Genomic DNA, 23535 nt, shown 5'->3' on the forward strand with positions numbered 1-23535 from the left:
CTCATTTTTATCTAATAATCCTATGATTATCAAATTGTTAATAAGAATAGTACAAAAAAAGAAGTATTTTGCACAGCAGAATATTTAAATAAAGTATATACGAAAGCCTTGAGAAAAGATAAATCTATTGATAAATAATGAGTATAATTATAGCAAAAATGTATGTGCTTATTTGAAAACGCAATAAGTATTTATAATCTAAAACTCATTGAGAATAATAACCTTTGTTTCTATCGTATTAGAAACGTTACCGGCTCTGTCTTTAATAGTAATCTGATATTTTAATGAGTCTTTTTTAGGGACAAAATCCTGAAAGTAAACAATCGAATAGTCAAGCGTTCCTTCAATTGGCCCCTTTTTATTGTCGGCTTTCATCCGCTGGAAAAAGCCCGAATAAGGTACTTCCTGAGTTACTTCCTGAAAAGCACCCTTTTTCTGACGGAAAATACGTACAATATAATTAAAATCCTGTTTTTCTACAGCCGCCTTTTTTTCATCTTCATTCAATCCTAAATCTCCGTCACCATCCTGAAAATGAATTGTCATAATAACTGAATCTTTCTTTGAGCCCGAAAACTGGTCTAATCTGATTTCCTTTTTTATTTCTTTGAATTCAATATAAGGCTTTACATCAAAAGAAATTTCTTTATAACAACCCGTTACTAAGGCAACTACACTAAAAACAACCAATACTGAAACCTTTTTCATTTCTTATCTGTAATTTTATAAGCAATTTAGTATAAAAAAGATAGTTTGAGGTTTTGAAACCATAAATTTTTGTTACTAACGCCTGAACTATTAATTAATCTTTTACATGGGTATCCGCGACGAACTAAAATCGGCAGTGTTACAAATTAATGATAATTCTCAAAATCCGCATACTTTTGAAGAATTGGCTTTAGAGATTTTCCGTTTTCAGGCTGCTACCAATCCAGTATATCATGAGTATTTAGGGTTTTTAAGAATAAACCCTCAAAAAATTGACCGCGTAGAGAAGATTCCTTTTCTACCTATCCAATTTTTTAAGCATCACAAAGTTATTACCGACCATGCCCCTACGCAAATGATTTTTGAAAGTAGTGGCACAACCCAGCAAAATACAAGTAAGCATTATGTGAGTGATCTGCCATTTTATGAGCATATCAGCCAGAAGATTTTCGAGCAGTTTTATGGCCCTATTACCGACTACCACATATTGGCACTACTACCTTCGTATCTTGAACGAAATAATTCGTCGTTGGTGTATATGGTGCAGAGTTTTATTTATCGCACATACTCGCGCGAGTCTGGATTCTACCTTAATAATACAACCGAACTACTTGAAAAGCTACACCAGCTATCAGAAAACTCTCAAACGCACCGGAAAGTTTTGCTGATAGGCGTAACTTTTGCCCTGTTGGATCTGGTAGAGAATGAAAAGGATTTAGGTTTCTTGGAAAGTTTCAAAGACAAACTCATCGTAATGGAAACAGGAGGCATGAAAGGCCGACGCAAAGAATTACTAAGGGAAGAAGTACACGAAATATTGACCAGCCACTTGCCCATACAGCACGTACACTCTGAATATGGAATGACCGAACTACTTTCGCAAGGCTATTCGAAAGGAGAAGGCGTTTTTGAATTACCAAATACGCTGAAGATCTTATTGCGTGAAATTAACGATCCTTTTAAAATCATTTCCTCGCAATACCGCTCTGATATTGACAAAGAAACTACTATTCGTGGAGGTATCAACGTAATAGACCTGGCGAATGTAGATTCATGTAGTTTTATTGAAACCCAAGATTTAGGCGCTTATCAGGTAAATAGTCAACAGTTCAGCGTTATCGGCCGATTCGATAATTCTGATATAAGAGGTTGTAACCTGCTGGTAATTTAATTAAGATACTTATTCAAAGTCCGCAATACCGGAGGCAAATAACTCGTGCCAAAGATATTCACATGCACCATCAGCGGATAAATATTATAAATAGGTATCCGCTCATCGAAACGGGGTTGTAATGGAAAACTTTCATGATAAGATTCATAAAAGCGGTTATCGAAGCCGCCAAAAAGTGTGGTAAAAGCCAATTCCATTTCCCGGTTACCATAATATACTGCCGGATCAATCAGGCAAGGATTGCCCTTATCGTCAGTAATCACATTACCCGACCATAAATCTCCATGCAATAAGGCAGGGTTTTCATCAGGAAGTAAGTTAGGTAATACCTTATAAAACTGCTGAAATTTCTCGTATAAATCTTTACTGATTAAATCATTATAATAAGCCAGCCCAGCCTGAATATTCAATCTTTTTTCGATGAAAAAGGATAGCCAATCTGTATACGGCTGATTATACTGCTCCAACGAACCGATATAATTATCAAAATGCAGACCAAAAGAATCATTGGTGTTTCGGTGTAGTTTAGCCAGATTCTGGCCTAGTATTTCCCAATAATCGAAGTTAGGCTTGGCATATTCAATATTCTCCAGAATCAGGTAGTCCTGGCCATCTCGTCTACCCCAGTTAATCACTTCCGGAATCCGGATTACGTTGGTTTCACGCAGCAAGTTCAATCCTTTGGCTTCTGTCTCAAACATACCTTCATGGTTGCGGGTATTGTATTTGATAAAAAACTTCCCCTCGTTGGTATGTACCTGTACAGTCACATTGATGCTTCCTCCCTGCAATAATCGATATTCAGTTACCTGCACATCACGCCCTAGCGTCTCAAAAAAGACACCCTCAAAGAATTGAAATTGATCTTCTGCCGTTTGCATAATCCTGTCGCTCAAAAGAATGAATAAGTGTATATCTAAAAACTGCCTGAAGCCTTACACTCTTTAACTATACGCTTGTTTCAATACGAATAGCAAAATAAAAAATTCTCAGTAAATTTTCCGAACTTTGTTTTAGAAATGAAAATGTTTCAGATGGATGCTAAGGCATGTCTTATAAAAAACATTAACGGATTACAACGAATTTTATTCTCAGATTATAATATTCCTGCTCATACATGAAAAGAAATTTAGCTATTTTAGGCTCAACAGGTTCAATTGGCACACAGGCGCTGGAGGTAGTAGCGGCAAATCCGGATATTTTTGAAGTAGAAGTGCTGACAGCGCAGAATAATGCTGATTTATTGATTGAACAAGCAGCAAAATTCCGGCCTAATGTAGTGGTTATCTCAAACGAGGCTTTATATGATAAGGTTTTCTCTGCCCTTGATCCACTCGATATTAAAGTATATGCAGGCGAGAAATCGCTATCTTCAGTAGTACAAATGGAATCAGTAAATATGGTGCTGACAGCTTTGGTTGGTTATGCAGGCCTGATTCCGACTGTTGCGGCTATTAAAGCCGGTAAACACATTGCCCTGGCTAATAAAGAAACTTTGGTGGTAGCAGGTGAGCTGGTAACTGAATTAGCGCAAAAAAACAGAGTAGATATTCTTCCGGTAGATTCAGAGCATTCTGCGATTTTTCAATGTCTGGTAGGAGAGTTTCATAATCCAATTGAGAAAATTATCCTGACAGCCTCGGGAGGGCCTTTCTTGGGTAGAGACAGAGATTTTCTGAAAAGTGTAACCAAATTACAGGCACTGAAACACCCCAACTGGAGCATGGGTGCTAAAATAACCATAGATTCGGCCTCATTGATGAACAAAGGACTGGAGGTAATAGAAGCCAAATGGTTATTTGGACTGACACCCGAGCAGATAGAAGTAGTAGTACACCCGCAAAGTATCATCCATTCGATGGTGCAGTTTGAAGACGGAAGTATGAAGGCGCAAATGGGTTTGCCTGATATGCGTGTACCTATCCAGTTTGCTTTAAGTTATCCTGCCCGTTTGAAATCCGATTTCCCAAGATTCGATTTCAGTAAATACCCTTCACTGACTTTTCAGAAACCAGATGTAGAGACTTTCAGAAATCTAGGCTTTGCTTTTGACGCATTGAGCCAGGGAGGGAATATGGCCTGTATTGTGAATGCGGCCAATGAAATAGCCGTAGCCTCTTTTCTACGTGATGAGATAGGCTTTCTGGAAATGTCTGACCTGATAGCAGACTGTATGAATCGGGTTAGTTTTGTGCAGACTCCGACACTGGAAGATTATATCAAGACTGACGAAGAGGCGCGTCGCATAGCTATGGAGTTTTCTGTTTAAGATTTGGCTTGGTTAACGCAACCATTCGATGGACGTTTAACACCATTCGTTAGGAGTATTCCACCATTCTTTTCTAAATTTTTGGATACGACAGGAAGAATCTTTTACTTAGGTGAATGATCTAAACGCTTATACAATCATTCATTATGAATGCCATCATTATAGAAGACGAAAAACTGGTTGCCCGCGAATTAACCTATAAAATCAATGAAATTGATGAAGAAGTAAGGGTTTTAGAGGTGCTTCCGAGCGTAAAAACTGCCCTTAGATGGCTAGGTGAAAATGCCGAGCCTGATTTGGTTTTCGCAGATATTCAATTAGCAGATGGCGTAAGTTTCGAGATTTTTGATAAGTTTCAGTTGAGTTGTCCGATTATATTTACTACTTCATATAATGAATACGCCATTCGTGCTTTTAAGGTAAATGGTATAGACTATTTGCTGAAACCTGTAGAGCCCGAAGAACTGGCAAAAGCTATCGGAAAGGCTAGAGAATTGAACAAAACAAAAACTAAAACACCAATTGATTTAAATAGCCTCGTAGAAATGCTGAAAGTAGGAAACATGAGTAAGCCTGTTTACAAAGAGCATTTTTTGGCTAATCATCGAAACTCCTGGATTCCTGTAAAAATAGTTGATATTGCCTTTTTTTATTATGAGGCCATTATCTATCTGATAACTAAAAATAACGAGAAATATACCCTTGATATGAGTTCGATGGACGAACTGGAAGAACTCATAGACCCCTCAAAGTTTTATAGGGTTAATCGCCAGTATATTGTCTGCATCGATGTGATTCAGAGTGTGAGAAGCATCGAGAATTCCAAACTGATTGTAAAGCTTAAAAATCCGCATCATACAACCGAAATCGACATTAGTCGCCACAAAGCCCCGACTTTTAAAAAATGGTTGGAAAAATAAAAAAGTTCTTATCAGAAAAAAGCTTGTATGCTTTACTCATCGTCTTTGGGTATTGCCCTATGCTGGTGGCTCAGGAAAAACTCAATTTTGAGTTTTCGTTCCTGACAGAAGAAGATGGGCTATCTAATAACCGTATCTTGTGTATGATGAGAGATAGAGATGGATTTATGTGGATTGGAACTATAGATGGACTTAACCGTTATGATGGGAAACATTTTACAGTATTTAAGGTTAACCATAAAGATTCAACAACTCTAGCTAGCAATGCGGTTCATAGTTTATGCGAAGATAAAGAAGGAAATATATGGGTTGCTACAGATGACGGCATAGGCTATTATGATAAGAAATTAGGCAAATTTCAGAACTACAAAGAACAAGGTGGCCAAAAGCTAGCACGTTGTTATATTGTTATTTGCGATAAGAAAGGTGACATCTGGTTTGCAGGTGAGCTGGGGCTGTATCACCTGTCAATGCAAACAAAGAAAATTACAAGTCTCTTTCATAATACTACTACTAAAAACTCGATTAGCAGCGATGACATCTTTTCACTAAAAGAATACCCTCAAGAAAATAGCCTTTGGATAGCTACATCAACAGGTCTTAATTATTTAGATATTAAGTCGAACAAATTTTATAATATCCGGAATAATCCAGCGAAACTGCCTTATCTTAATGGTCATGAGATTAATAAATTTACAATTGATAATGACAAATTGATTTTCGCCGATTTCACTCAATCAAAAATAGTAGTTACTGATTTTAAGACAAAAAGAATTATAGATGAATATGATTGGCCGGTCGATAAAAAGAACCTGATGGTAATGTCAATATTGGCCGACAAAGACCATAATTATTGGATAAGTTTTCAGGATAATACCTTGTTTTTTATTGACACTAAAAACAAAGAAGTTAAAGCAGTAGACTATAATCCGGCCAGAAAACGAGAGTTCTCTAATATCTTATTTATAGATATATATCAGAATATAGATGGTATGCTAATCTTCGGAACTTCGCAAGGGCTTTGTTATCTTGAACCAGAGAATATGCTTTACAAAATCTATAATCTGAATGATATTGTAGAAGCAGGTCTTCCTTCTGAGAGTATCAATGCTTTTACTGAGGCGAGAGATAAAACATGGTGGTTGGGTACTTGGTCAAGAAAACTCATACACTATGATCCACGAAATGGAAGATATAATTCTTTCCAGCTACCACCCGATAATAGCAAAAATCATAAATATATTCATAGTATTTGCGAGACACAACATACAGTATATGTGGCTACTCATGGAGGGCTGTTCGGATATAATAAGCAAACTAAAAAGCTATCCAGATTGCCTGTGCCTGATAAGTTGAATTTTGATTCTGTAATCGTCATGAGTATGATCTTAGAAAAGGACATTTTGTGGATCAGAACTAATACCACAATAGTGTTTGCCTATCATATTTCATCACAAAAGTGGGAAGAGTTTTTCTTACCAAATTATCCCCCTAAAAGTTTTGTTACAACCCGGATGTTCTTAGGGTTTGATAAAAAAGGTGTATTGTGGGCTAATTTATATCCTAAAGGATTCGCCAGATTATCAATAAAAGACCGAAGGTTTATTGAACAAAAAACAAATCTGAAAGAAGAGTTAGGGAAATGGATGTTTCAGTTTGCAGCCGATTCAACTGATAGTTTCTGGTATCCGACTATGGGGTTTGGTCTGATAAAATATGATATAGCAAAGGGTACTTTTCAAAATTGGCGTGAAAGCGAAGGCCTGGTATTTGACTATTGCATGGCGGCTTGCCCAGATAAATTTGGTAATATATGGGTAGGTTCGTATCATAAATTTTCGATTTTTAATCCCAGAAAAAATTATTTTCAAAATTTTCGTATACCCTATAACGAAGAAAATAATTCATACAGAAACTACATGTATCCGCTGAGTAATACGCATATTCTGGGAATACAAAAAAATATTCTTATTGAATTTATCCCTGAAAATAGCGCTATAAATACCAGTAATAGAAACACTTTACTTATTGGTAGTATTCAGGTAGCAGATACCACTTATTTAGTAAGCAACCAGTTGAAAAATCTTCGCCTGGGGGTAGAAGACAACAATTTTAGTATTAATTATGCTGTTTTTTCACTAAAGCAAGAGCAATACCGATACTATTATCAATTAGAAGGTTTTGATGATAAGTGGATAGATGCAGACTCAAAAACTGTAGCCAATTATACCAGAATATCTGGGGGAAATTACACTTTCAGAGTAAAGGCTGTAGCAGGTAATGTAGAAATTCTGAGTAAGGATTTTCCTATACATATTGCTACCCATTTTTATAAAACCTATTGGTTTTTAGGTACGATATTGTTACTGACAATTATGATGATTTATCTCGTATACCAGTACCGTGTAAAACAATCAAATGAAGTACATCGTCTACAAGCGCAAACCTCAAGGCTGGAAAAAGATAAAACCGAAATTCAGTATCAGAATCTGATTAACCATCTGAATCCTCATTTCCTGTTTAATAGTCTTACCTCACTCAACAGTCTGATTCTGACTGAACCTAAAAAAGCTTCTAAATTCTTACAGAAACTATCTTTGATTTACCGGTACATTCTGCAAAACAAAGAGAAAGAATCAGTCACGCTAGAGCATGAAATTAACTTCGTAAAAAACTACATCGACCTTCAGCAATCGCGTTTTGAGGAGGGCCTGAATATTAATATTGATATTCCAAGACAATATCTCAGTAGTGGTATTGTGCCCGTTACCTTGCAGAATCTCTTTGAGAACGCCATTAAACATAATACAATTGAAGACGAAAAACCTTTGTTTATCTCAGTCTATATCAAAGACGAATACCTGATTGTCGAGAATAATATTCAACGTAAAGCCTATGTTGAAACTTCTAATAAACAAGGGCTCGAAAGTCTGAAAAAACTCTATTACTACCTGACTTCCGAGCCTTTGGAGATTATTGAAACAGACGAAGTGTTTATAGTGAAAGTGCCTTTGCTTTAATATTAAGCGTGTACTTCCTGACTCATTTCTTTCATAGCACCTGCAAGTAAAGTATAACAAGCTATCCAGGCTTCTTTGGTTTCTTCTGTCCAGTTTTTACCTAATCCTTGTTCTAAAGTCCACAATAGAGCTTCGCCTACTTTTGCATAATGTTCATCTTTTACACCATATTTTACATGGCGTTGAGAAAGTCTGGCTACGTCTTCCAGGATAGTTTCAAGAGTATCTAATTTGCTGATGATATACGAAAGCATCGATAATAATTTGCGCGATTGTTCGGGTATATCGGCATTTCTGAACATCGGCTTCACTTCCGGCGCTATTTCAAATAAGCGACTATAAAATAAGCTGCCGACGGTTTCAGCAGGGATTTTAGCTACTAGACCAAAACTTTCTTTGACGAGTGAAATCTGATTTGTTTTCATGTAAATATAACTGTTTATAATAATTGTAATTTTTGTAAATCCTGCCTACATATCAGCAGCTTTATTATTAATTAGTTTTTATGGCTTTGTTCTTATTTGCTGTCAAAGGTAGAAAGGAGGTAAAACCCGGACAAAAATTTCAGATTGAGTGGTCTTTATTTCAAATTGAAAGGCTTAAAATGGCTCATTGCCTGTTTTAATCTGTGCTATTAAAGCAAGAAAACCTGATTCTATACAACTGTTTTTCCTGCAGGTTTTAGCTACGATTTGAAACAGAGAAAAAGCAGAATTCAATAAGATTGAATGAGTAGATAAGATTGGAAAAGGAGTAGTGTAATAAAAAATTAACCAGAAGAATCTTTAAAAAGCAAATAGATAGCTACTAAATGCCCAATATTTGACTCGAAAACCATTAAAACTGATTTTTCTACAATCCAATAGCATTTTACAGCACTTCGTCAGTTTATATTTTTTTTGCAGTCTACATTCCTACAATTTTGCATCGTCAAAAACAGACAAACAACAGCATAGTCATAGAAAACTAAAAGCATTACAATGAAAAAGCAATTATTAATCATCGCTATTATTCTATTCAGTTTGCATGCCAACGCAGACGATAAAAAGATTGAGTACAGAAGCAGTAATCTGAAGATTGCCATGTACGAGTACGAACACGTGAATTCTTTGAAGCTAAGCCTCAATATCGCAAAAGACAAAGGGCAAAAAGCCAAAGTAAAATTGATGGACGCCGAGGGCAGAACCTTGCATGAAGAATTAATAGGCAGAAAACCAACTTCGGTAAATGTACGCCTTGATTTGTCTTCAGCACCAGCAGGTACATACTATGTCGAATTAACCAGTGGCGACAGAATCATCACCAAAGAGGTGAAGCGTGATTTACACTCATTAAGTTATTAATTAGTAGGGTTTTTTCTCATGAGTTTAGGGGTTAGAACAAAAGCTCTTCCATATTGGTAGGGCTTTTTTTATACTATTTCGGCTCGTGTTAAACACAAACAAACAAATGAAAATCTCTATCATCATTATTACCATTCTTGCAACCGCAAGCATCGTTCTTTTCAATTCATTCAGAACAAAAGCAACATCTCGTATTACTAGTGTAGCCTACGGCCCATTTACTATCCAAATGGAAAAGATTTCTTCAAAGAACTTTAACATTAACTATGGAATGGTAACCAATGTGAGTATCAAGTATTCAGTTTTATATAAAGGTAGTCCTATACAATTCTCTAAAAGCCTGCAAAATAATACGGGGTATTCGCACGTATGGCGGGTATATATTCTGGCTGATGCACCTACGCCAACCCTGATAGCCGGTAGTCAGAGTCTTTATTTAATCAGAGAGGAAAACGGTGATGTTTCGGTAAAACCGCTGGACGAACAAGGCTATGATTTTGCAAGCCTACAATTTTTAGATGCCGATAAAGGGCAACCAACATCCTCATTTAAAGTCTTTATGGCAAACGAACAGGATGGAGATGGCAAAGTAGAAAGCCTGAAAGGTGGCGATTATTTATTAATAAATCAGCATACTGTATTGCATATACCTACTTTGCAAAAGTACGTAATGAATAAAAACAATGACCTGATTGATAATTATAGTTTTTATAACGATGCAGGAGCTATCGCTTTTTCGCCAGATAAGAAATGGATAGCATTTACAGGTGAATTTGCTACCTACAATACCAATGCAGAACCTAAGTTTGAAAATGCAATGGTGGTCTATAATTATGAAACCGATAAGGGTTATAGCGTGCCATTCAGTAAAATCAATACTCGGTTGAAAAACCAGTTTTCTATTGATAAAACATGGTTTGAAACCTATTTTGAGTGGACTAAGCAAAACCAAGACTACATACTTCAACTAAAGAAACTGGCAAAACACCCATACTGGCAGGGGGCCTATGAAGACGAGGGTAAAGTATACCAACTTATTTATACAAAACCCGAAATTCAGAAGGAATTGGTAGACTTTATATTGAAGAAATATAATCTTTCAGAAGACGCTGTAAAACCTGGCGATGAATATAGCACGGACGAACTAAACGTAATGATAAACGGGCTGAAACTATCTGTCTGGTACCGAAAAGAAGACAGGCAGTTAGTACTCATGAAAAACGTATATGCGGAACAGGCAGATGCTTATGAGAAAATCATTCATGAAATAGGGGATGCGTTTAACAAAGAGATGAACGAAGGGAGGTATCAAAACCACTTTGTAGAAAACGAAAGGTATTAATTGCTTAGTAAACTGAAAAAGCTGAAATACATATGAAAACTAAAATTGCTATTTTACTACTATCCATCATGCTAAAAGCGTGTATGACGAATGAGAAGCCTATGGCAGAAACAAATGTTGGGCAGCAAAAAGCGCCGATTGAAGCGACTAGACCATTAGTAAAAATCACTTATCCCGAAGATGAATTGTCACAAAAGAATTTCCTTTATGATACTTCTGGCAATCTGGTAAAATTCAATAGTATTTCAGACACCGCCTATTACACTTATTCTAAAGATAGCATTTATAGAAAATGGGTAAATGATAAAGGCGAAACGATTTCGGAGCAGAATTTCTCTTTAGGAAAAGACGGTCGAATCATGGCCGCTACATTTACAGAAACGGCCATTGGTAAAATCTACGAAACAACCTATGCTTATGATGCCAATGACTTTTTAACAAAGGTAGTGAACAAGAACTTTACGACTAATAAAGACAATATCACTGAGCATATCTATGAAAAAGGAAATCTGGTACGTACTCGCTACCTGATTGAGAATAAGCTAGATATGGAAGTGTCATATCAGTATGATGCGACAAAAGAGAATAAAATCGCACTCAATATTGCAAGCGTAGATGAGTTTTTTACAAACTATCGAATGGGTAAGCTGAGCAAAAATGTAATGACACAATCAGTAAGCAGAAGTGCACAAGGTGATACTTTAAGCTACCTGAAATACAAAAATGAATTCGATAAAGAAGGATATATGGTGAAAACCACCGAGCAGGATATGATAAATGAGATAAGTGTTGAAAAACTTTATCATTATAAAAACTAGTCAGCTTCATGAAAGCATTCAGATATTTAATCGGGCCGGAATCACTATGGTTACTGGCCTTTATTTCAATAAAGTATTTTGGAAAGTACAATATAAGTATGCAGGGCAGATACAATGACTCATTAGAAAGTATGGCTTATTGGCTGCTTCTGCTTATGGCAGTTGTTTGTATGAATATATACCTGATTCCTGTTACACCTAAATCGTATCTGCTACTTCGGATTATCATCGCTTCAGTCATAGGTAGTCATTATGTATTTAGTTGCTGCGCGGCTTCTCATACAGTAGGTGGGCCGGGTGTCGGGATGATATATGTGGTAGGGCTCTGTTTTACTGTCTTTTTTTTATTCATAGCTAGTTTAGTTAAACTCTTTTTTTCGCAATCAAATGATAAAAAATAATTTCTATCTCATTTTCTTTGGCATTTTCTCGCTTGCCGCTACTGTTTTAGGTACAGTTGCCTATATCAATTATAAAAAGACCTATAGACTACTACACGAGGGTGTAAAAACAACATCCATGGTAGAAGGCAGTTTTACAGACAACAAGGGGCACACGCGCTACAAACTAGTGTATTTTGATAATCAGCAGAACTCACATATTTATTGGATGGATAAGCAAAGCTGGACAGATGCCTTAAATTATGGCGAAAAAGTGCCGATTTATTATTCTCCTGATAAACCTGATGAATCAACTAGTGGAGGTATAGATGCCTGGTTTGTTACGATTCTCCTGAGTGGATTTTTTGTGGTATTCGGCTTGATTGGCTATATAGGTCTCGCTAAACAATTACTTGCGCTCAACCAGAAAAAATACTTACGAGATTGGGGTATAAGTATAACAGCCCATGTTGACGATGTGTATAAGAATTATAGTGTGAGGGTCAATAATGAATGCCCGTATATCATTCGCAGTACCTATAAATCACCAGTTGATAATAAGCTATATATTTTCCAGAGTGACAACATCTGGTTCAACCCAACGCCCTATCTGAAAGATAGTATTGTGGTAAAAGTAAACCCGAATGATTATACAGAATATATGGTCGAAACAAACTTTTTGGAACCTTAAAACCATTCATTTTTGATTTCCTACCTTTCAGTAAGCGTTTTTGCGTATTCAGCCGCTTAAATTTTAGAAGTTCCTCACTATCAGCCATTTTTGTATCATAATAATAACAAAAACAGCCATGGAAACTAAAATCAGAAAGCCTCACAGAACCCACAATAAGCTACTTTTCAAAGCTTCAGAAAACATTGTCAGATTAGAGGCAAATATTAATTATACCACCTTTATTCTGAATGGTGGAAAACAAAAAGTAATGTCCTATACCCTCAAAATGTATGATACTATTCTTCCTCATTCATTTATAAGAGTAAACAGATCATGCATTGTGAATGTCAACTTTATAGCCAATCTCAATTTTGACCACAAGACCATGGTTTTAAAAGACGGTACAAAGATTCTCATTTCTCGCAGAAGATTAGAAACGGTACGCCAGAATATGTTTGCTGTAGCTTAAATAAAACGCATAAAAGGCTATCTCTCACAGTTTTATAGGTTAACTTAGAAAAGTTGAGTATCTTTGCAACAAATTATAAAGATATGAAACAGCCTTTTTATGTTCTTTACGAAGACAATCACCTTATAATTGTCAATAAAGCAGCAGGAGTTTTAGTACAAGGCGATGCTACCGGAGATAAGACATTATCAGACTACGTAAAAGACTACATCAAAGAAAAATATAACAAACCAGGCGATGTATTCCTAGGAACAGTACATCGCCTCGACCGCCCCGTAAGCGGTATAGTGGTTTTTGCCCGCACGTCAAAAGCGCTTGAGCGCATGAACGAGATATTCCGTAGAAGAGACGTTCAGAAGACTTATTGGGCAGTAGTCGGCAAAAAGCCGGAGAAGAAAAGTGGTAAACTCACGCACTTTTTAGTGAAAAACGAGGAGAAAAATACAGTTAAAGCTTTTGATACAGAAGTAAAAGGCTCACAGAAGGCCGAATTGACTTACCGTTACCTCGGCGAAATCAATCACTATCATTTATTAGAGGTAAATCCTGTTACAGGCCGTCCGCATCAAATCAGGGTGCAGTTGGCTACTATGGGTTGCCCTATCAGAGGTGATGTGAAATACGGCTATCCAAGACTTAATCCTGAGGGCAATATTAATCTTCATGCCCGCCGTTTGTATTTTGTTCATCCGGTTAAAAAAGAGCCAATCCTTATAAAAGCACCACTTCCTGAAAATCCTTTCTGGGAAGAATTCCTTGAGCTTGAAACAGAAGAAATTAAAACAGAAAATCTGGATTTCTTATATTAAGAAGTCCGGATTTTATAGGTATATGACGCTTCATTGACAATATTTTCGTAATTTGTCCGCATCAATCAACCCCTTAATTTATTACAAATGAATCGTAGAAACTTTCTTTCAAAGAGCGCTATGGTAGCGGGTGCTTCCGCTTTGCCTATGGGTGCTGCTTTGGCCTCAGAGACTCAACAAAATTTGCCTAAAACTACCACTGCCGATAAATACAAACTCTTATACGCACCGCACTTTGGCATGTTTGAAAACTCTGCCGGAAAAGACATATATGATCAGTTAAAATTCATGGCTGATAACGGTTTTATGGCATTAGAGGATAATGGCATGTTAGGACGCCCGGTAGAGGAGCAGAAAAAGATTGGCGAGACTTTAGCCAAATTGAATATGAAAATGGGGGTGTTTGTAATTGACGGTGGCGACAACTGGAAAACATCATTAGCAACCGGAAAGAAAGAGTTTTTGGAAAATTTCCTGAAAACCTGTCGTACTTCTGTTGAGGTAGCCAAGCGTGTGAATGCTAAATGGGCAACTGTTGTGCCGGGTTTCTACGAAAGACGATTACCAATAGGTATCCAAACCGCCAATGTGATAGATGCACTTCGCCGTGCCTGTGATATATTAGAGCCGCATAACCTGACTATGGTATTGGAGCCGCTTAGCGATACGCCAGATTTGTTCTTACGCAATTCAGACCAGACCTATATGATTTGTAAGGCGGTTAACAGCCCATCTTGCAAGATATTGTTTGATATGTGGCATATGCAACGCAACGAGGGCCGTATGACACAGAATATGGACTGGTGCTGGAGCGAAATCGGGTATTTCCAGATAGGGGATGAGCCGGGCCGTAATGAACCAACCACAGGAGAGGTAAACTATAAAAGCCTGTTTAAGCATATCTACGAGAAATCGAAAGCAAACAATCAGGAATTTATTATGGGTATGGAGCACGGAAATGCTTATAAAGGCATAGAGGGAGAGAAGAAACTGATAGAAGCTTATAGATGGAGTGATAACTTCTAAAATACAAATAGTGTAGTTTAAATAAAAATTAAGGTATCAGACGATTAAAAACGCTGATACCTTTTTTTATATTGGTGCTAAATGAAAATCTTAAAATAAAAAAGTCTTACTCGTTATTCACGAATAAGACCTTTCTACTATCTGATTAAGAATTATTTCTTAGTAGTATCAGCAGCAGCAGCTGTAGTATCAGCCATTGCAGTTGTATCAGGAGCCATAACTGAAGTAGCAGTTGTATCTACAGCTGTAGAATCAGCAGCAGTTTCAGTTTTAGATGTACAAGCGGCTAAAGAAGCCATACCAGCTACGAATAAGATTGCAAATACTTTTTTCATTTCTTTATGATGTTTTAAGGTTTGAAACGCATTGCAAATTTAAGTTTATTTTAAGATATGATGCAAGTGTTTCTTAAATTTTTTTTAAAATTACCTTAAATATGTCTTAAGAACTCAATATAATCTTGATAATGTACAATTTTAGTTGGTCTTACGGGTCTTTATTTTATCATAAATGCCCGTACTTCTAAAGGTAAGAAACTTGTGGCCAAAATAATTGGCCAGAAAACTAAAGCCCATGCCCACTACGTGAGAAGCTTTTTCCTGAATAAAAAGGGAGTATTGAGAGAAGTACTTGCTAGCCACATGGTCGAAGGTAAGAGAAGAAATGCCTACCTGAATTCCCCAGGCTACCAATGCAATGATTAAAAACTTAACAGATTCGCGACGGGTATTGCCTGATTCTTTGGCAGAAAAAGCAAAAACTTTAGCAGGAATAAAACTCACAACCGTAGCCGTCAGATAACCTGCAGAAACGCTTAAATTAAATGCAGGCTTATCAGCAAAGCCCAGATAGAGAAAAAGAGATTTATAGGGGATTTGTGTAATAAAGTTGGTGCCGGCGCCTAAAACGGCAGTAAGGAAAAAAGAAATAAAACTTCTTAATTCCTTACTCTTTATTTTTTCTAATATTTTTAACAAGATTGTATGATTTAAAGAATAGACTTTTATTCCATTAAGCTACGCAATAAGTCCGGGAAAAGCCCAAGCAGAATAGAACCGAAAGTCGTGATTCCAAGAATTATCTTATAAAAAGGTTTTAAGTTAATTCTTTCGCCTTCGCTTTCTCTCATATAAGCGGCAATAATCGGTTTGAAATAATAATAGATACCTACTGCCGACATCAGAACCGCTACTACCAATAACCAGGTTTGTCCTCTGAAAGCTGCATCTGAGAATACAAAGAATTTACCCCAGAAGCCAGCTGTTAAAGGTATACCAGCCAATGAAAGCATCGAAACTGCTAAGATAAAGGCAAGGAACGGATTTCTTTTCGATAAACCGTTTAATACTGTAATGCTCTCATCCGGGCGTCCATCAACCAGTTTTTCTTTCGATACTGCCATCAATACACCAAAAGCGCTGATGGTAGCCAAAGAATAGGCTAATGAATAAAATACGATTGAGCCATCTGTTTTATTGCTCAATCCTACTACTGCCATCAACATATAACCGGCATGAGAGATACTCGAAAACGCCAGCATACGTTTAAAACTTCCTTGTGATACGGCTGTTACATTACTGATGATTAAGCTCAACACAGTCATGATAACCACCATTACCCACCAGAAACTATAAATAGGAGAGAAAGATGTTTCTAATATGCGATAAATAGCTGCAAATCCGGCTGTCTTTACAATCGTCGACATGAATGTTGTAAAGATGGTCGGAGCACCTTCATACACGTCCGGAGTCCAGAAGTGGAATGGTGCAGCAGATACTTTAAATAATAATCCAATTAATAAGAAGGTAACTCCAATGTATAAATATACCGAACGCCCTCCTGCCATTTGGTTTTGTACGATTACCGTACGGGCCGCATCAATATTAAAAGAGTAGTTGGCACCGTATAACATGGCAATACCAAACAGCATAATACCCGTAGCAAACGACCCCATCAGGAAGTATTTAAGGGCTGCTTCGTTTCCTCTCAGATTCCTTTTGTCACTTCCGGTCAATACATACATCGAAACAGAAAGAATCTCAACACCTACAAAAAGCATAATCAGATTCTGATAGCCGGTCATCATAATAGCCCCTACCAACGAAAACTGCAAAATAGCAAAGTATTCTGCTGGTTGCGCATGATCATCGTCTATAAATCCTTTCGACAGGGCAATGATTAAAAATGCTGAAAGCAGAATAATGGCTGATAACAGGATAGTCAGGTTATTTACCTGCAACATATTATTGAAATACAAGCCCGGTTTATTCCAGTCGTACAGATTGGATAAAAAGGCAATTGCAACAAAAAATAAGGTAGCAGGAAGTAAAACTTTCTTAGATTTAAGAAAACCTAGGAAGAGGGTAATAATTCCGGTTATAGAAAGTACGAGTATTGGATACATAATATCTATTGATCATTATCAGTTCACGACTGTCGGGCATGAACTATAAATTAAGGATGAATCAGTTGTAATAAACTATTAACCGCAGGTTCTGTAATTTTCAAAAATACATTCGGGAAAATACCCATCAATAACACTACGGCAGCTATCGGGAATAAAACGGCAATTTCGGTACCTTTCACATCGCTGAACTTGGCTGTCACGTCATTACGTTCGCCAAACATAGAGCGTTGCATCATACGTAGCATATATACCGCACCTAAAATAATGGTCAATCCTGCTATACCGCCTAACCAGGCATTTTTATCAAATACACCTTTCAGCAATAAAAATTCTCCCACAAAACCATTAGTCAAAGGCAAGGCCACACTACCCAACATAATAATCATAAAATAGATACTTAGTGCTGGCGTGTTTTGCGTAATACCTCCCAAAGAATTCAGGTCTCTTGTATTTGTGCGGTCATAAATAATTTTTATGATAAAGAACAAACCTACTGCATTGATTCCGTGTGCTACCATTTGTAATAAAGCACCCTGAATACCGCTTAAGGTACCAGATAAAACTCCGGCAGCCATTAAACCCATGTGTGCAAAAGAAGAATATGCAATCAGGCGTTTGATATTGTTTTGCTGAATAGCGATTACCGAACCATAAATCAAACCGATTATTGAGAGAATCATCGCTATCATACCATAGTTTGATACGCCTACCGGAGCCAATGGCAATAAGATACGGATGAGTCCATAAACCCCCATTTTTGATAATAAACCAGATAATAACATTGTCGCCGGAGTTGGCGACTCGCTATAAGTATCAGGCTGCCAGGTATGGAATGGTAATACAGGCATCTTGATAGCAAAGGCTATAAAGAATGCCCAGAATAATAGGTTCTGAGTAGTTGGTGAAAGGAATTTAGCAGCTGTATAGAGCTCCTGAATGTTGGAGGTTGAGGCTTTTACGTATAAATACACCACAGCTACCAACATAAACAAACTTCCAAACATAGTATACACAAACATTTTGAAAGTAATTCTCGGGGCATCTGCTCCTCCCCAGATAGCTGCCAGAAAATACACAGGTATCAGGGCAACCTCGTAAAAGAAATAGAATAAGAAAATATCTTTTGCCATAAAAACGCCCATCAAAGCAGCTTGTGCCAATAAGATAAGCGAATAGAATGATTCGTGTTTTTTATAGCTATACTTAAATGTAGAAAGAACAATAAGCGGTACTAAAAAACCTGTCAGCGCAATCATCAGAAGACTGATTCCATCAATTCCTACATGGAAATTGATTCTCAAATCTTTCATCCAGGCATATTTGACTTCTATAATGGTTTGAGAATCAAAAGTGATAAAAGCGTAGGCCGCAATGACAAATTCAATAAGCGAAGTCAATAAAGCTACATTTTTTGATACTCCAGCATTACTACCTCTTAATAAAAACAGTAGAAGACTGCCAATAAGGGGAATTAGTATAAGGATTAGTGCTAACATCCGTAATGAGTTTTAGATTTAAGTCGTAATGTTCGGTCGGGATTGGATATTATTTTATCCCAACAAATGCTTTAATAGTTTCCAGAACCTGATAGCCCAGGTTGATACCCAGGATAATCGTAATACCGATTACCATCGCAAACAGATAGAAGCCTGTTCCTCCGGCTTGTAATCTGCGGCTCAAATTGCTGAATGAGTTCACCAGATTACCAACACCGCGTACAATTGCATCAAAACCTTTAGGCTCAAATATGTTTGCAAAGATGTTTGATAAGCGTTTCACAGGATTTACAAAAATGGCCCAGTAAGCTTCATCTATATAGTATTTATTATAGATAAGTTTTTGTACACCAGTAATTTCGCTATCCTCTACAGGTACATTTTTGCTGCCACCAAATCTGGTATAAGCTACAAAGATTGAAATAGCTGCTGCCGCTACCGAAATACCCATCAGCATCCATTCAGTTGAATGGTCTATTGGATGTGCACCAAATTCAGGATTAACAGCTTTCGAGCCTTCATAAATCGGGCTTAAGAAGTCTGCCAGAGCATGTGGAAAATGGAATATTTCTGGCATACCAATGAAACCACCAATCACAGAAAGAGCCGCTAAAACCATTAAAGGAATAGTCATGCTAGCAGGTGACTCATGTAAGTGATGTTCTTGCTCATGTGTTCCTCTGAATGAACCAGTAAAAGTCAGGAAGAACAAACGGAACATATAGAATGCCGTCATCATTGAGCCAATTACGGCCAATATCCACATCAATTTATTGTGCTCATAAACATGGGCTAAAATTTCATCTTTAGAGAAGAACCCTGCGAATGGAGGGATACCTGATATTGCAATAGTACCAATCAGGAAGGTAATGGCAGTAACTTTGATTTTGCTCCACAAGCCACCCATGCGGCGTATATCCTGCTCCCCACTCATAGCGTGAATTACGCTACCTGCACCCAAGAACAATAAAGCTTTAAAGAAGGCGTGTGTAACAACGTGGAAGAAACCTGAAGTATAGGCTGATACACCCAACGCCATAAACATATATCCTAACTGACTGACAGTAGAGTAAGCCAATACTTTCTTAATATCATTCTGGAAGATACCAATCGTTGCGGCGAAAACGGCAGTTGCTACACCAATCCAGGCTACAAACTCCAATGTTTCAGGGGCAAGTGTATACAAAATATTCGAGCGAATAATCATATAAATGCCCGAGGTAACCATCGTAGCCGCGTGGATCAGGGCTGAAACCGGAGTAGGACCCGCCATCGCGTCTGGCAACCAGGTATATAAAGGTATCTGTGCCGATTTACCCATGGCTCCAATAAACAGGAAGCCTGTGATAGCAATGATAATAGGATCGCCTATGGTTAAGGCTTTGGCTTTTTCGAATACCTCTGTGTATTCAACCGAGCCAAAGTTTAATATGATTAAGAAAATACCAATCAGAAAGCCCAGGTCACCGATACGGTTCATGATAAAGGCTTTTCTGGCGGCATTGCCATATTCTGTATTTTTATTCCAGAATCCGATCAATAGATAAGAACATAAACCAACACCTTCCCAACCGATAAACATCACGATATAGTTTGAACCCATTACCAATAATAACATTGAGAATAAGAACAAATTAAGGAAAGACATGAATTTGCCATATCCTTCATCGTCATGCATATAGCCCATTGAATACATATGTATAAGCGTACCTACACCTGTAATCACAAAGAGCATGATAATTGATAGCTGGTCTATCTGGAACGAGAAGTTAATCTGCAAGGTGCCGACGGTAATCCAGTCGAAAACATTGATCAGAATAGGCTGGTTGGTTTCAGAGAGTTGGGTATAGGCAATTACAGTACCAATAAATGATAGTAAAGAAGCCCCAACACCTATCGGTCCGGCTAAGCTGGTAGGAATTTTACGAAACCCAAGACCGTTGATTAGAAAACCAATGAGTGGAAATAAAGGTATTAGAGTAATGATTGACATATATTAATAGCCCCGGCCTCAAAGGCATGTTAAATAAGGTTTAAAAACTATTATATCTATTATTATATTATGAAGAGGCTTACCACTTCAGTTTATCCAACAAACCGACATCGATAGAACGGATATTTCTATAAATCATCACGATAATAGCCAGACCAACGGCAACCTCTGCCGCGGCTACTGCCATAATAAAAAATACAAAAACCTGCCCCGATGCATCGGCACGATAAGAAGAGAACGCTATCAATAAAAGGTTAACAGCATTGAGCATTAACTCAATTGACATAAATATGATGATAGCATTACGGCGTATCAATACACCCACGACCCCAATAATGAATAAAATACTTGCCAATAAGACGTAATTTAGCAAAGGAACGGTCTGGATAATGTCTGGTATTTTACTTTGCATTTGCAGAATTATGGTTGTTTTCCGAAAAGATTTTCGCAAAAATAATCAACAATTATCAATAAACAATTATCAACCTCAATTTTAACTTTGGGTTAATTCTTAGGGAAATAGGAGTATTTACTTAAGAAAAAAGCTTTTTATAGCCTGAAAAATTACTTTTCCAATAGCATTTTCAGCTTTATTTCTGTTAATTTTCTCTTGGTATCTAAAGGGAAATCGCCATTAATCATCCAATCATAGTATTGTGGCTCCTGTTTTAAAACAGCTTTAACAGATTTTCCACTGTGCTTGCCAAAGTTAAACATGATTTCTCCTTTAGGGTTACGTGTCATTCTTTGGGCAAAATCTACAATATTCGCCGAGGTCAACTGGTGCAATACGTCCATGTCGTTTTTCACTGGTTCGTATTCTTCTCCCTTATCATTTTTTAGCTTTACGCCCTCATATTTTTCTACCTGTGCACAAAGTACTTCAAGTGTCGCCAATGTATCTATTTCGGCGCTATGGGCACCCTCTAATTCTTTATGACAATATACACGATAGGCGGCCGAAAGTGTACGGGGCTCCATCAGGTGGAAAATCCGTTGTGCATCAATCAGTTTACGGTTTTTTGTATCAAAATCCACATCAATTCTTAAAAACTCTTCTACCAGCATCGGCACATCAAAACGATTGCTGTTAAAACCCGCCAAATCACAACCTTCAAGAAACTGTGCTAAAGACCTACCGATTTGCTTGAAACTTGGCGCATCTTTCACATCTTCATCATAAATCCCGTGAATCATACTCGTTTCCGGTGGAATCGGTACGCCCGGATTAATCAATTTTGTCTTTACTTCAACCGTTCCGTCAAGTTTGGCTTTGGCAATACACAATTCTACAATTCTGTCTTTGGTAATGTTCACTCCGGTAGTTTCGAGGTCGATTACGGCAAGAGGTTTTCGGAGTTTAAGAGAATGAGTAAGCATTATTGGTCATTTAAATCAAAGATACAAAGGTAAAAAATAATCAAACGGATTGGAGGATTTGTAATTAAATTATATAAATGTGTCAGAATTTTTAAATTGCCGCGAGAAATAGTTAGATTAACCGGAAGCTAATTTCTCTTAATCTGATTTGTCGGATTGATGAAATTATATGGAATTTTATATATTGTGAGAACGATTTGAAAAATTGTTATACATAAAAAAATGCCACTCCGCGTGGAAATGGCATTTTTAAAGGATATATCGTATTAACTTTATTTCTTCTCAATCACTTCATCAATCACAAAGAAAGGGCGTTTTTTTACTTCAATATAGATTCTACCAATGTATTCGCCCAGAATACCTAAGATAATCAGGATGACACCGCCTAAGAAATACATACCTACCGCCAACGAAGCTGTACCCGGTGTTTCTTCAGGTGCATGACCAAAAACCTTAAAGCCAATTAATCGGTGCAGAACAAAGAAAATTCCTAAGAAAAACGAGGGAATAGAGATAATAAAGCCCATATAAGTAGCCAGACGGAGCGGGAAGCTTGAAAAGCCAAATAAACCGTCTAATGCTAACTGAACCAATTTCTTAAAAGTATATTTTACTTCTCCTGCTGCTCTTTCGGCTCTTTCGTAGGTAACACCAATCTGTTTAAATCCGGCAAAGGCACGCATACCGCGTACAAATCTCAATTGTTCAGGCATCTCATGTACCAGTACATTCACCACTTTTCTATCCATTACACAAAAATCACCAGAATCCAGAGGAATCTCAATATCAGAAATCCAGGCAAGGATTCTATAAAAAGTTGAATAGGCCATTTTCTTGAAGAAACCTTCTTTGCGTTTGGTTCTTACGGCGTATACTACTTCGTACCCCTCACGCCATTTATCAAGAAATCTGTGTAATTCTTCCGGTGGGTCTTGCAGGTCACCATCCATAATCACAATGGCATCACCTTTAGCTATTTTTATTCCGGCTGAAATGGCTGGTTGATGTCCAAAATTACGGGAAAGTTTCACCACTCTTACGCGAGCATCTTTTTCGGTCATTACTCTCATCATAGTCAATGAACTATCACGAGAGCCATCGTCTACTAAGACAATTTCATAATCTTCTCCCCAGGACGGAGCAGCAGCGGTTAATCGATTATAAAGATTTTGGAGATTTTCTTCTTCGTTAAAAATGGGAATTACAATAGAAATCATTATAACAAGGGCTTAGTGCGAATGTTTTGAAGTGCAAAGATAGGGTATTTGGAACACAAAAGGGCAATGCCGCAGAATATGAAATAAAAAAGTC

Annotated in this window: 23 protein-coding genes; 12 read left to right on the forward strand and 11 right to left on the reverse strand. The window is 37.3% G+C overall.

Going from position 1 to position 23535, the window contains the following annotated elements; genetic code table 11:
• Positions 1 to 198: 198 nt before the first annotated feature.
• A complete protein-coding gene (locus tag ACYVFA_RS04125; protein WP_460470536.1) occupies positions 199 to 708 on the reverse strand; it encodes a hypothetical protein in 510 nt (169 codons plus the stop codon).
• Positions 709 to 814: 106 nt separating this feature from the next.
• Between ACYVFA_RS04125 and ACYVFA_RS04130 the strand changes: the two genes are divergently transcribed.
• A complete protein-coding gene (locus ACYVFA_RS04130; protein WP_460470537.1) occupies positions 815 to 1879 on the forward strand; it encodes a LuxE/PaaK family acyltransferase in 1065 nt (354 codons plus the stop codon).
• Here ACYVFA_RS04130 and ACYVFA_RS04135 read toward each other — a convergent pair.
• Complete coding sequence (locus ACYVFA_RS04135; RefSeq protein WP_460470538.1) at positions 1876 to 2760, reverse strand: fructosamine kinase family protein; 885 nt, start codon at positions 2758 to 2760, stop codon at positions 1876 to 1878. The genes ACYVFA_RS04130 and ACYVFA_RS04135 overlap by 4 nt on opposite strands.
• A gap of 236 nt (positions 2761 to 2996) precedes the next feature.
• On the opposite strand from ACYVFA_RS04135, the gene ACYVFA_RS04140 reads away from it, so the two are divergent.
• From ACYVFA_RS04140 to ACYVFA_RS04150, 3 genes are all read left to right on the forward strand, one after another.
• Positions 2997 to 4148 (forward strand): 1-deoxy-D-xylulose-5-phosphate reductoisomerase, encoded by a 1152-nt coding sequence (locus ACYVFA_RS04140; RefSeq protein WP_460470539.1) that lies wholly within the window; start codon positions 2997 to 2999, stop codon positions 4146 to 4148.
• A gap of 146 nt (positions 4149 to 4294) precedes the next feature.
• Positions 4295 to 5068 carry a LytR/AlgR family response regulator transcription factor gene (locus tag ACYVFA_RS04145; protein WP_460470540.1) on the forward strand — a complete coding sequence of 258 codons (774 nt, stop codon included), beginning with the start codon at positions 4295 to 4297 and terminating at the stop codon, positions 5066 to 5068.
• The gene (locus ACYVFA_RS04150; RefSeq protein ID WP_460470541.1) at positions 5053 to 8088 is read left to right on the forward strand and encodes a ligand-binding sensor domain-containing protein; all 3036 of its coding nucleotides are present in this window, start codon (positions 5053 to 5055) and stop codon (positions 8086 to 8088) included. Before ACYVFA_RS04145 ends, ACYVFA_RS04150 begins: the two co-directional genes overlap by 16 nt.
• Positions 8089 to 8090: 2 nt before the next feature.
• Here the strand turns inward: ACYVFA_RS04150 and ACYVFA_RS04155 are convergent, their stop codons facing one another.
• Positions 8091 to 8513: a globin family protein gene (locus tag ACYVFA_RS04155; RefSeq protein WP_460470542.1), complete on the reverse strand. Its 423-nt coding sequence runs from the start codon at positions 8511 to 8513 to the stop codon at positions 8091 to 8093.
• Positions 8514 to 9068: 555 nt separating this feature from the next.
• Between ACYVFA_RS04155 and ACYVFA_RS04160 the strand changes: the two genes are divergently transcribed.
• From ACYVFA_RS04160 to ACYVFA_RS04195, 8 genes are all read left to right on the forward strand, one after another.
• Positions 9069 to 9431 carry a T9SS type A sorting domain-containing protein gene (locus tag ACYVFA_RS04160; protein ID WP_460470543.1) on the forward strand — a complete coding sequence of 121 codons (363 nt, stop codon included), beginning with the start codon at positions 9069 to 9071 and terminating at the stop codon, positions 9429 to 9431.
• A 106-nt stretch (positions 9432 to 9537) separates the two neighbouring features.
• On the forward strand, positions 9538 to 10773 hold the full coding sequence (locus ACYVFA_RS04165; RefSeq protein WP_460470544.1) for a hypothetical protein: 1236 nt from the start codon (positions 9538 to 9540) through the stop codon (positions 10771 to 10773).
• Between the two features lie 32 nt (positions 10774 to 10805).
• Complete coding sequence (locus ACYVFA_RS04170) at positions 10806 to 11591, forward strand: hypothetical protein (RefSeq protein WP_460470545.1); 786 nt, start codon at positions 10806 to 10808, stop codon at positions 11589 to 11591.
• 8 nt (positions 11592 to 11599) lie between these two features.
• A complete protein-coding gene (locus ACYVFA_RS04175) occupies positions 11600 to 11992 on the forward strand; it encodes a hypothetical protein (protein WP_460470546.1) in 393 nt (130 codons plus the stop codon).
• Complete coding sequence (locus ACYVFA_RS04180) at positions 11979 to 12662, forward strand: DUF3592 domain-containing protein (RefSeq protein WP_460470547.1); 684 nt, start codon at positions 11979 to 11981, stop codon at positions 12660 to 12662. Before ACYVFA_RS04175 ends, ACYVFA_RS04180 begins: the two co-directional genes overlap by 14 nt.
• Before the next feature lie 118 nt (positions 12663 to 12780).
• On the forward strand, positions 12781 to 13113 hold the full coding sequence (locus ACYVFA_RS04185) for a LytR/AlgR family response regulator transcription factor (protein ID WP_460470548.1): 333 nt from the start codon (positions 12781 to 12783) through the stop codon (positions 13111 to 13113).
• 83 nt (positions 13114 to 13196) lie between these two features.
• A complete protein-coding gene (locus ACYVFA_RS04190) occupies positions 13197 to 13922 on the forward strand; it encodes an RluA family pseudouridine synthase (protein WP_460470549.1) in 726 nt (241 codons plus the stop codon).
• A gap of 87 nt (positions 13923 to 14009) precedes the next feature.
• Complete coding sequence (locus ACYVFA_RS04195; RefSeq protein ID WP_460470550.1) at positions 14010 to 14948, forward strand: TIM barrel protein; 939 nt, start codon at positions 14010 to 14012, stop codon at positions 14946 to 14948.
• Positions 14949 to 15100: 152 nt separating this feature from the next.
• On the opposite strand, the gene ACYVFA_RS04200 is transcribed toward ACYVFA_RS04195, so the two are convergent.
• The 8 genes from ACYVFA_RS04200 to ACYVFA_RS04235 all read right to left on the reverse strand — a co-directional run bounded on the left by ACYVFA_RS04200 (position 15101) and on the right by ACYVFA_RS04235 (position 23441).
• Entirely contained in the window at positions 15101 to 15283 is a 183-nt protein-coding gene (locus ACYVFA_RS04200) for a hypothetical protein (protein WP_460470551.1), read from the reverse strand.
• Positions 15284 to 15424: 141 nt separating this feature from the next.
• A complete protein-coding gene (locus tag ACYVFA_RS04205; protein WP_460470552.1) occupies positions 15425 to 15925 on the reverse strand; it encodes a GtrA family protein in 501 nt (166 codons plus the stop codon).
• 26 nt (positions 15926 to 15951) lie between these two features.
• A complete protein-coding gene (locus ACYVFA_RS04210) occupies positions 15952 to 17352 on the reverse strand; it encodes an NADH-quinone oxidoreductase subunit N (protein ID WP_460470553.1) in 1401 nt (466 codons plus the stop codon).
• A 50-nt stretch (positions 17353 to 17402) separates the two neighbouring features.
• Positions 17403 to 18851: a complex I subunit 4 family protein gene (locus tag ACYVFA_RS04215; RefSeq protein WP_460470554.1), complete on the reverse strand. Its 1449-nt coding sequence runs from the start codon at positions 18849 to 18851 to the stop codon at positions 17403 to 17405.
• A gap of 49 nt (positions 18852 to 18900) precedes the next feature.
• Positions 18901 to 20844 (reverse strand): NADH-quinone oxidoreductase subunit L, encoded by a 1944-nt coding sequence (nuoL, locus tag ACYVFA_RS04220; RefSeq protein ID WP_460470555.1) that lies wholly within the window; start codon positions 20842 to 20844, stop codon positions 18901 to 18903.
• A gap of 79 nt (positions 20845 to 20923) precedes the next feature.
• Entirely contained in the window at positions 20924 to 21256 is a 333-nt protein-coding gene (gene nuoK, locus ACYVFA_RS04225) for an NADH-quinone oxidoreductase subunit NuoK (protein WP_116981554.1), read from the reverse strand.
• A 152-nt stretch (positions 21257 to 21408) separates the two neighbouring features.
• Complete coding sequence (locus ACYVFA_RS04230) at positions 21409 to 22224, reverse strand: exonuclease domain-containing protein (RefSeq protein ID WP_460470556.1); 816 nt, start codon at positions 22222 to 22224, stop codon at positions 21409 to 21411.
• 272 nt (positions 22225 to 22496) lie between these two features.
• The gene (locus ACYVFA_RS04235) at positions 22497 to 23441 is read right to left on the reverse strand and encodes a glycosyltransferase family 2 protein (protein ID WP_460470557.1); all 945 of its coding nucleotides are present in this window, start codon (positions 23439 to 23441) and stop codon (positions 22497 to 22499) included.
• Positions 23442 to 23535: the final 94 nt, after the last annotated feature.

The organism is Emticicia fontis (genome assembly GCF_054779675.1).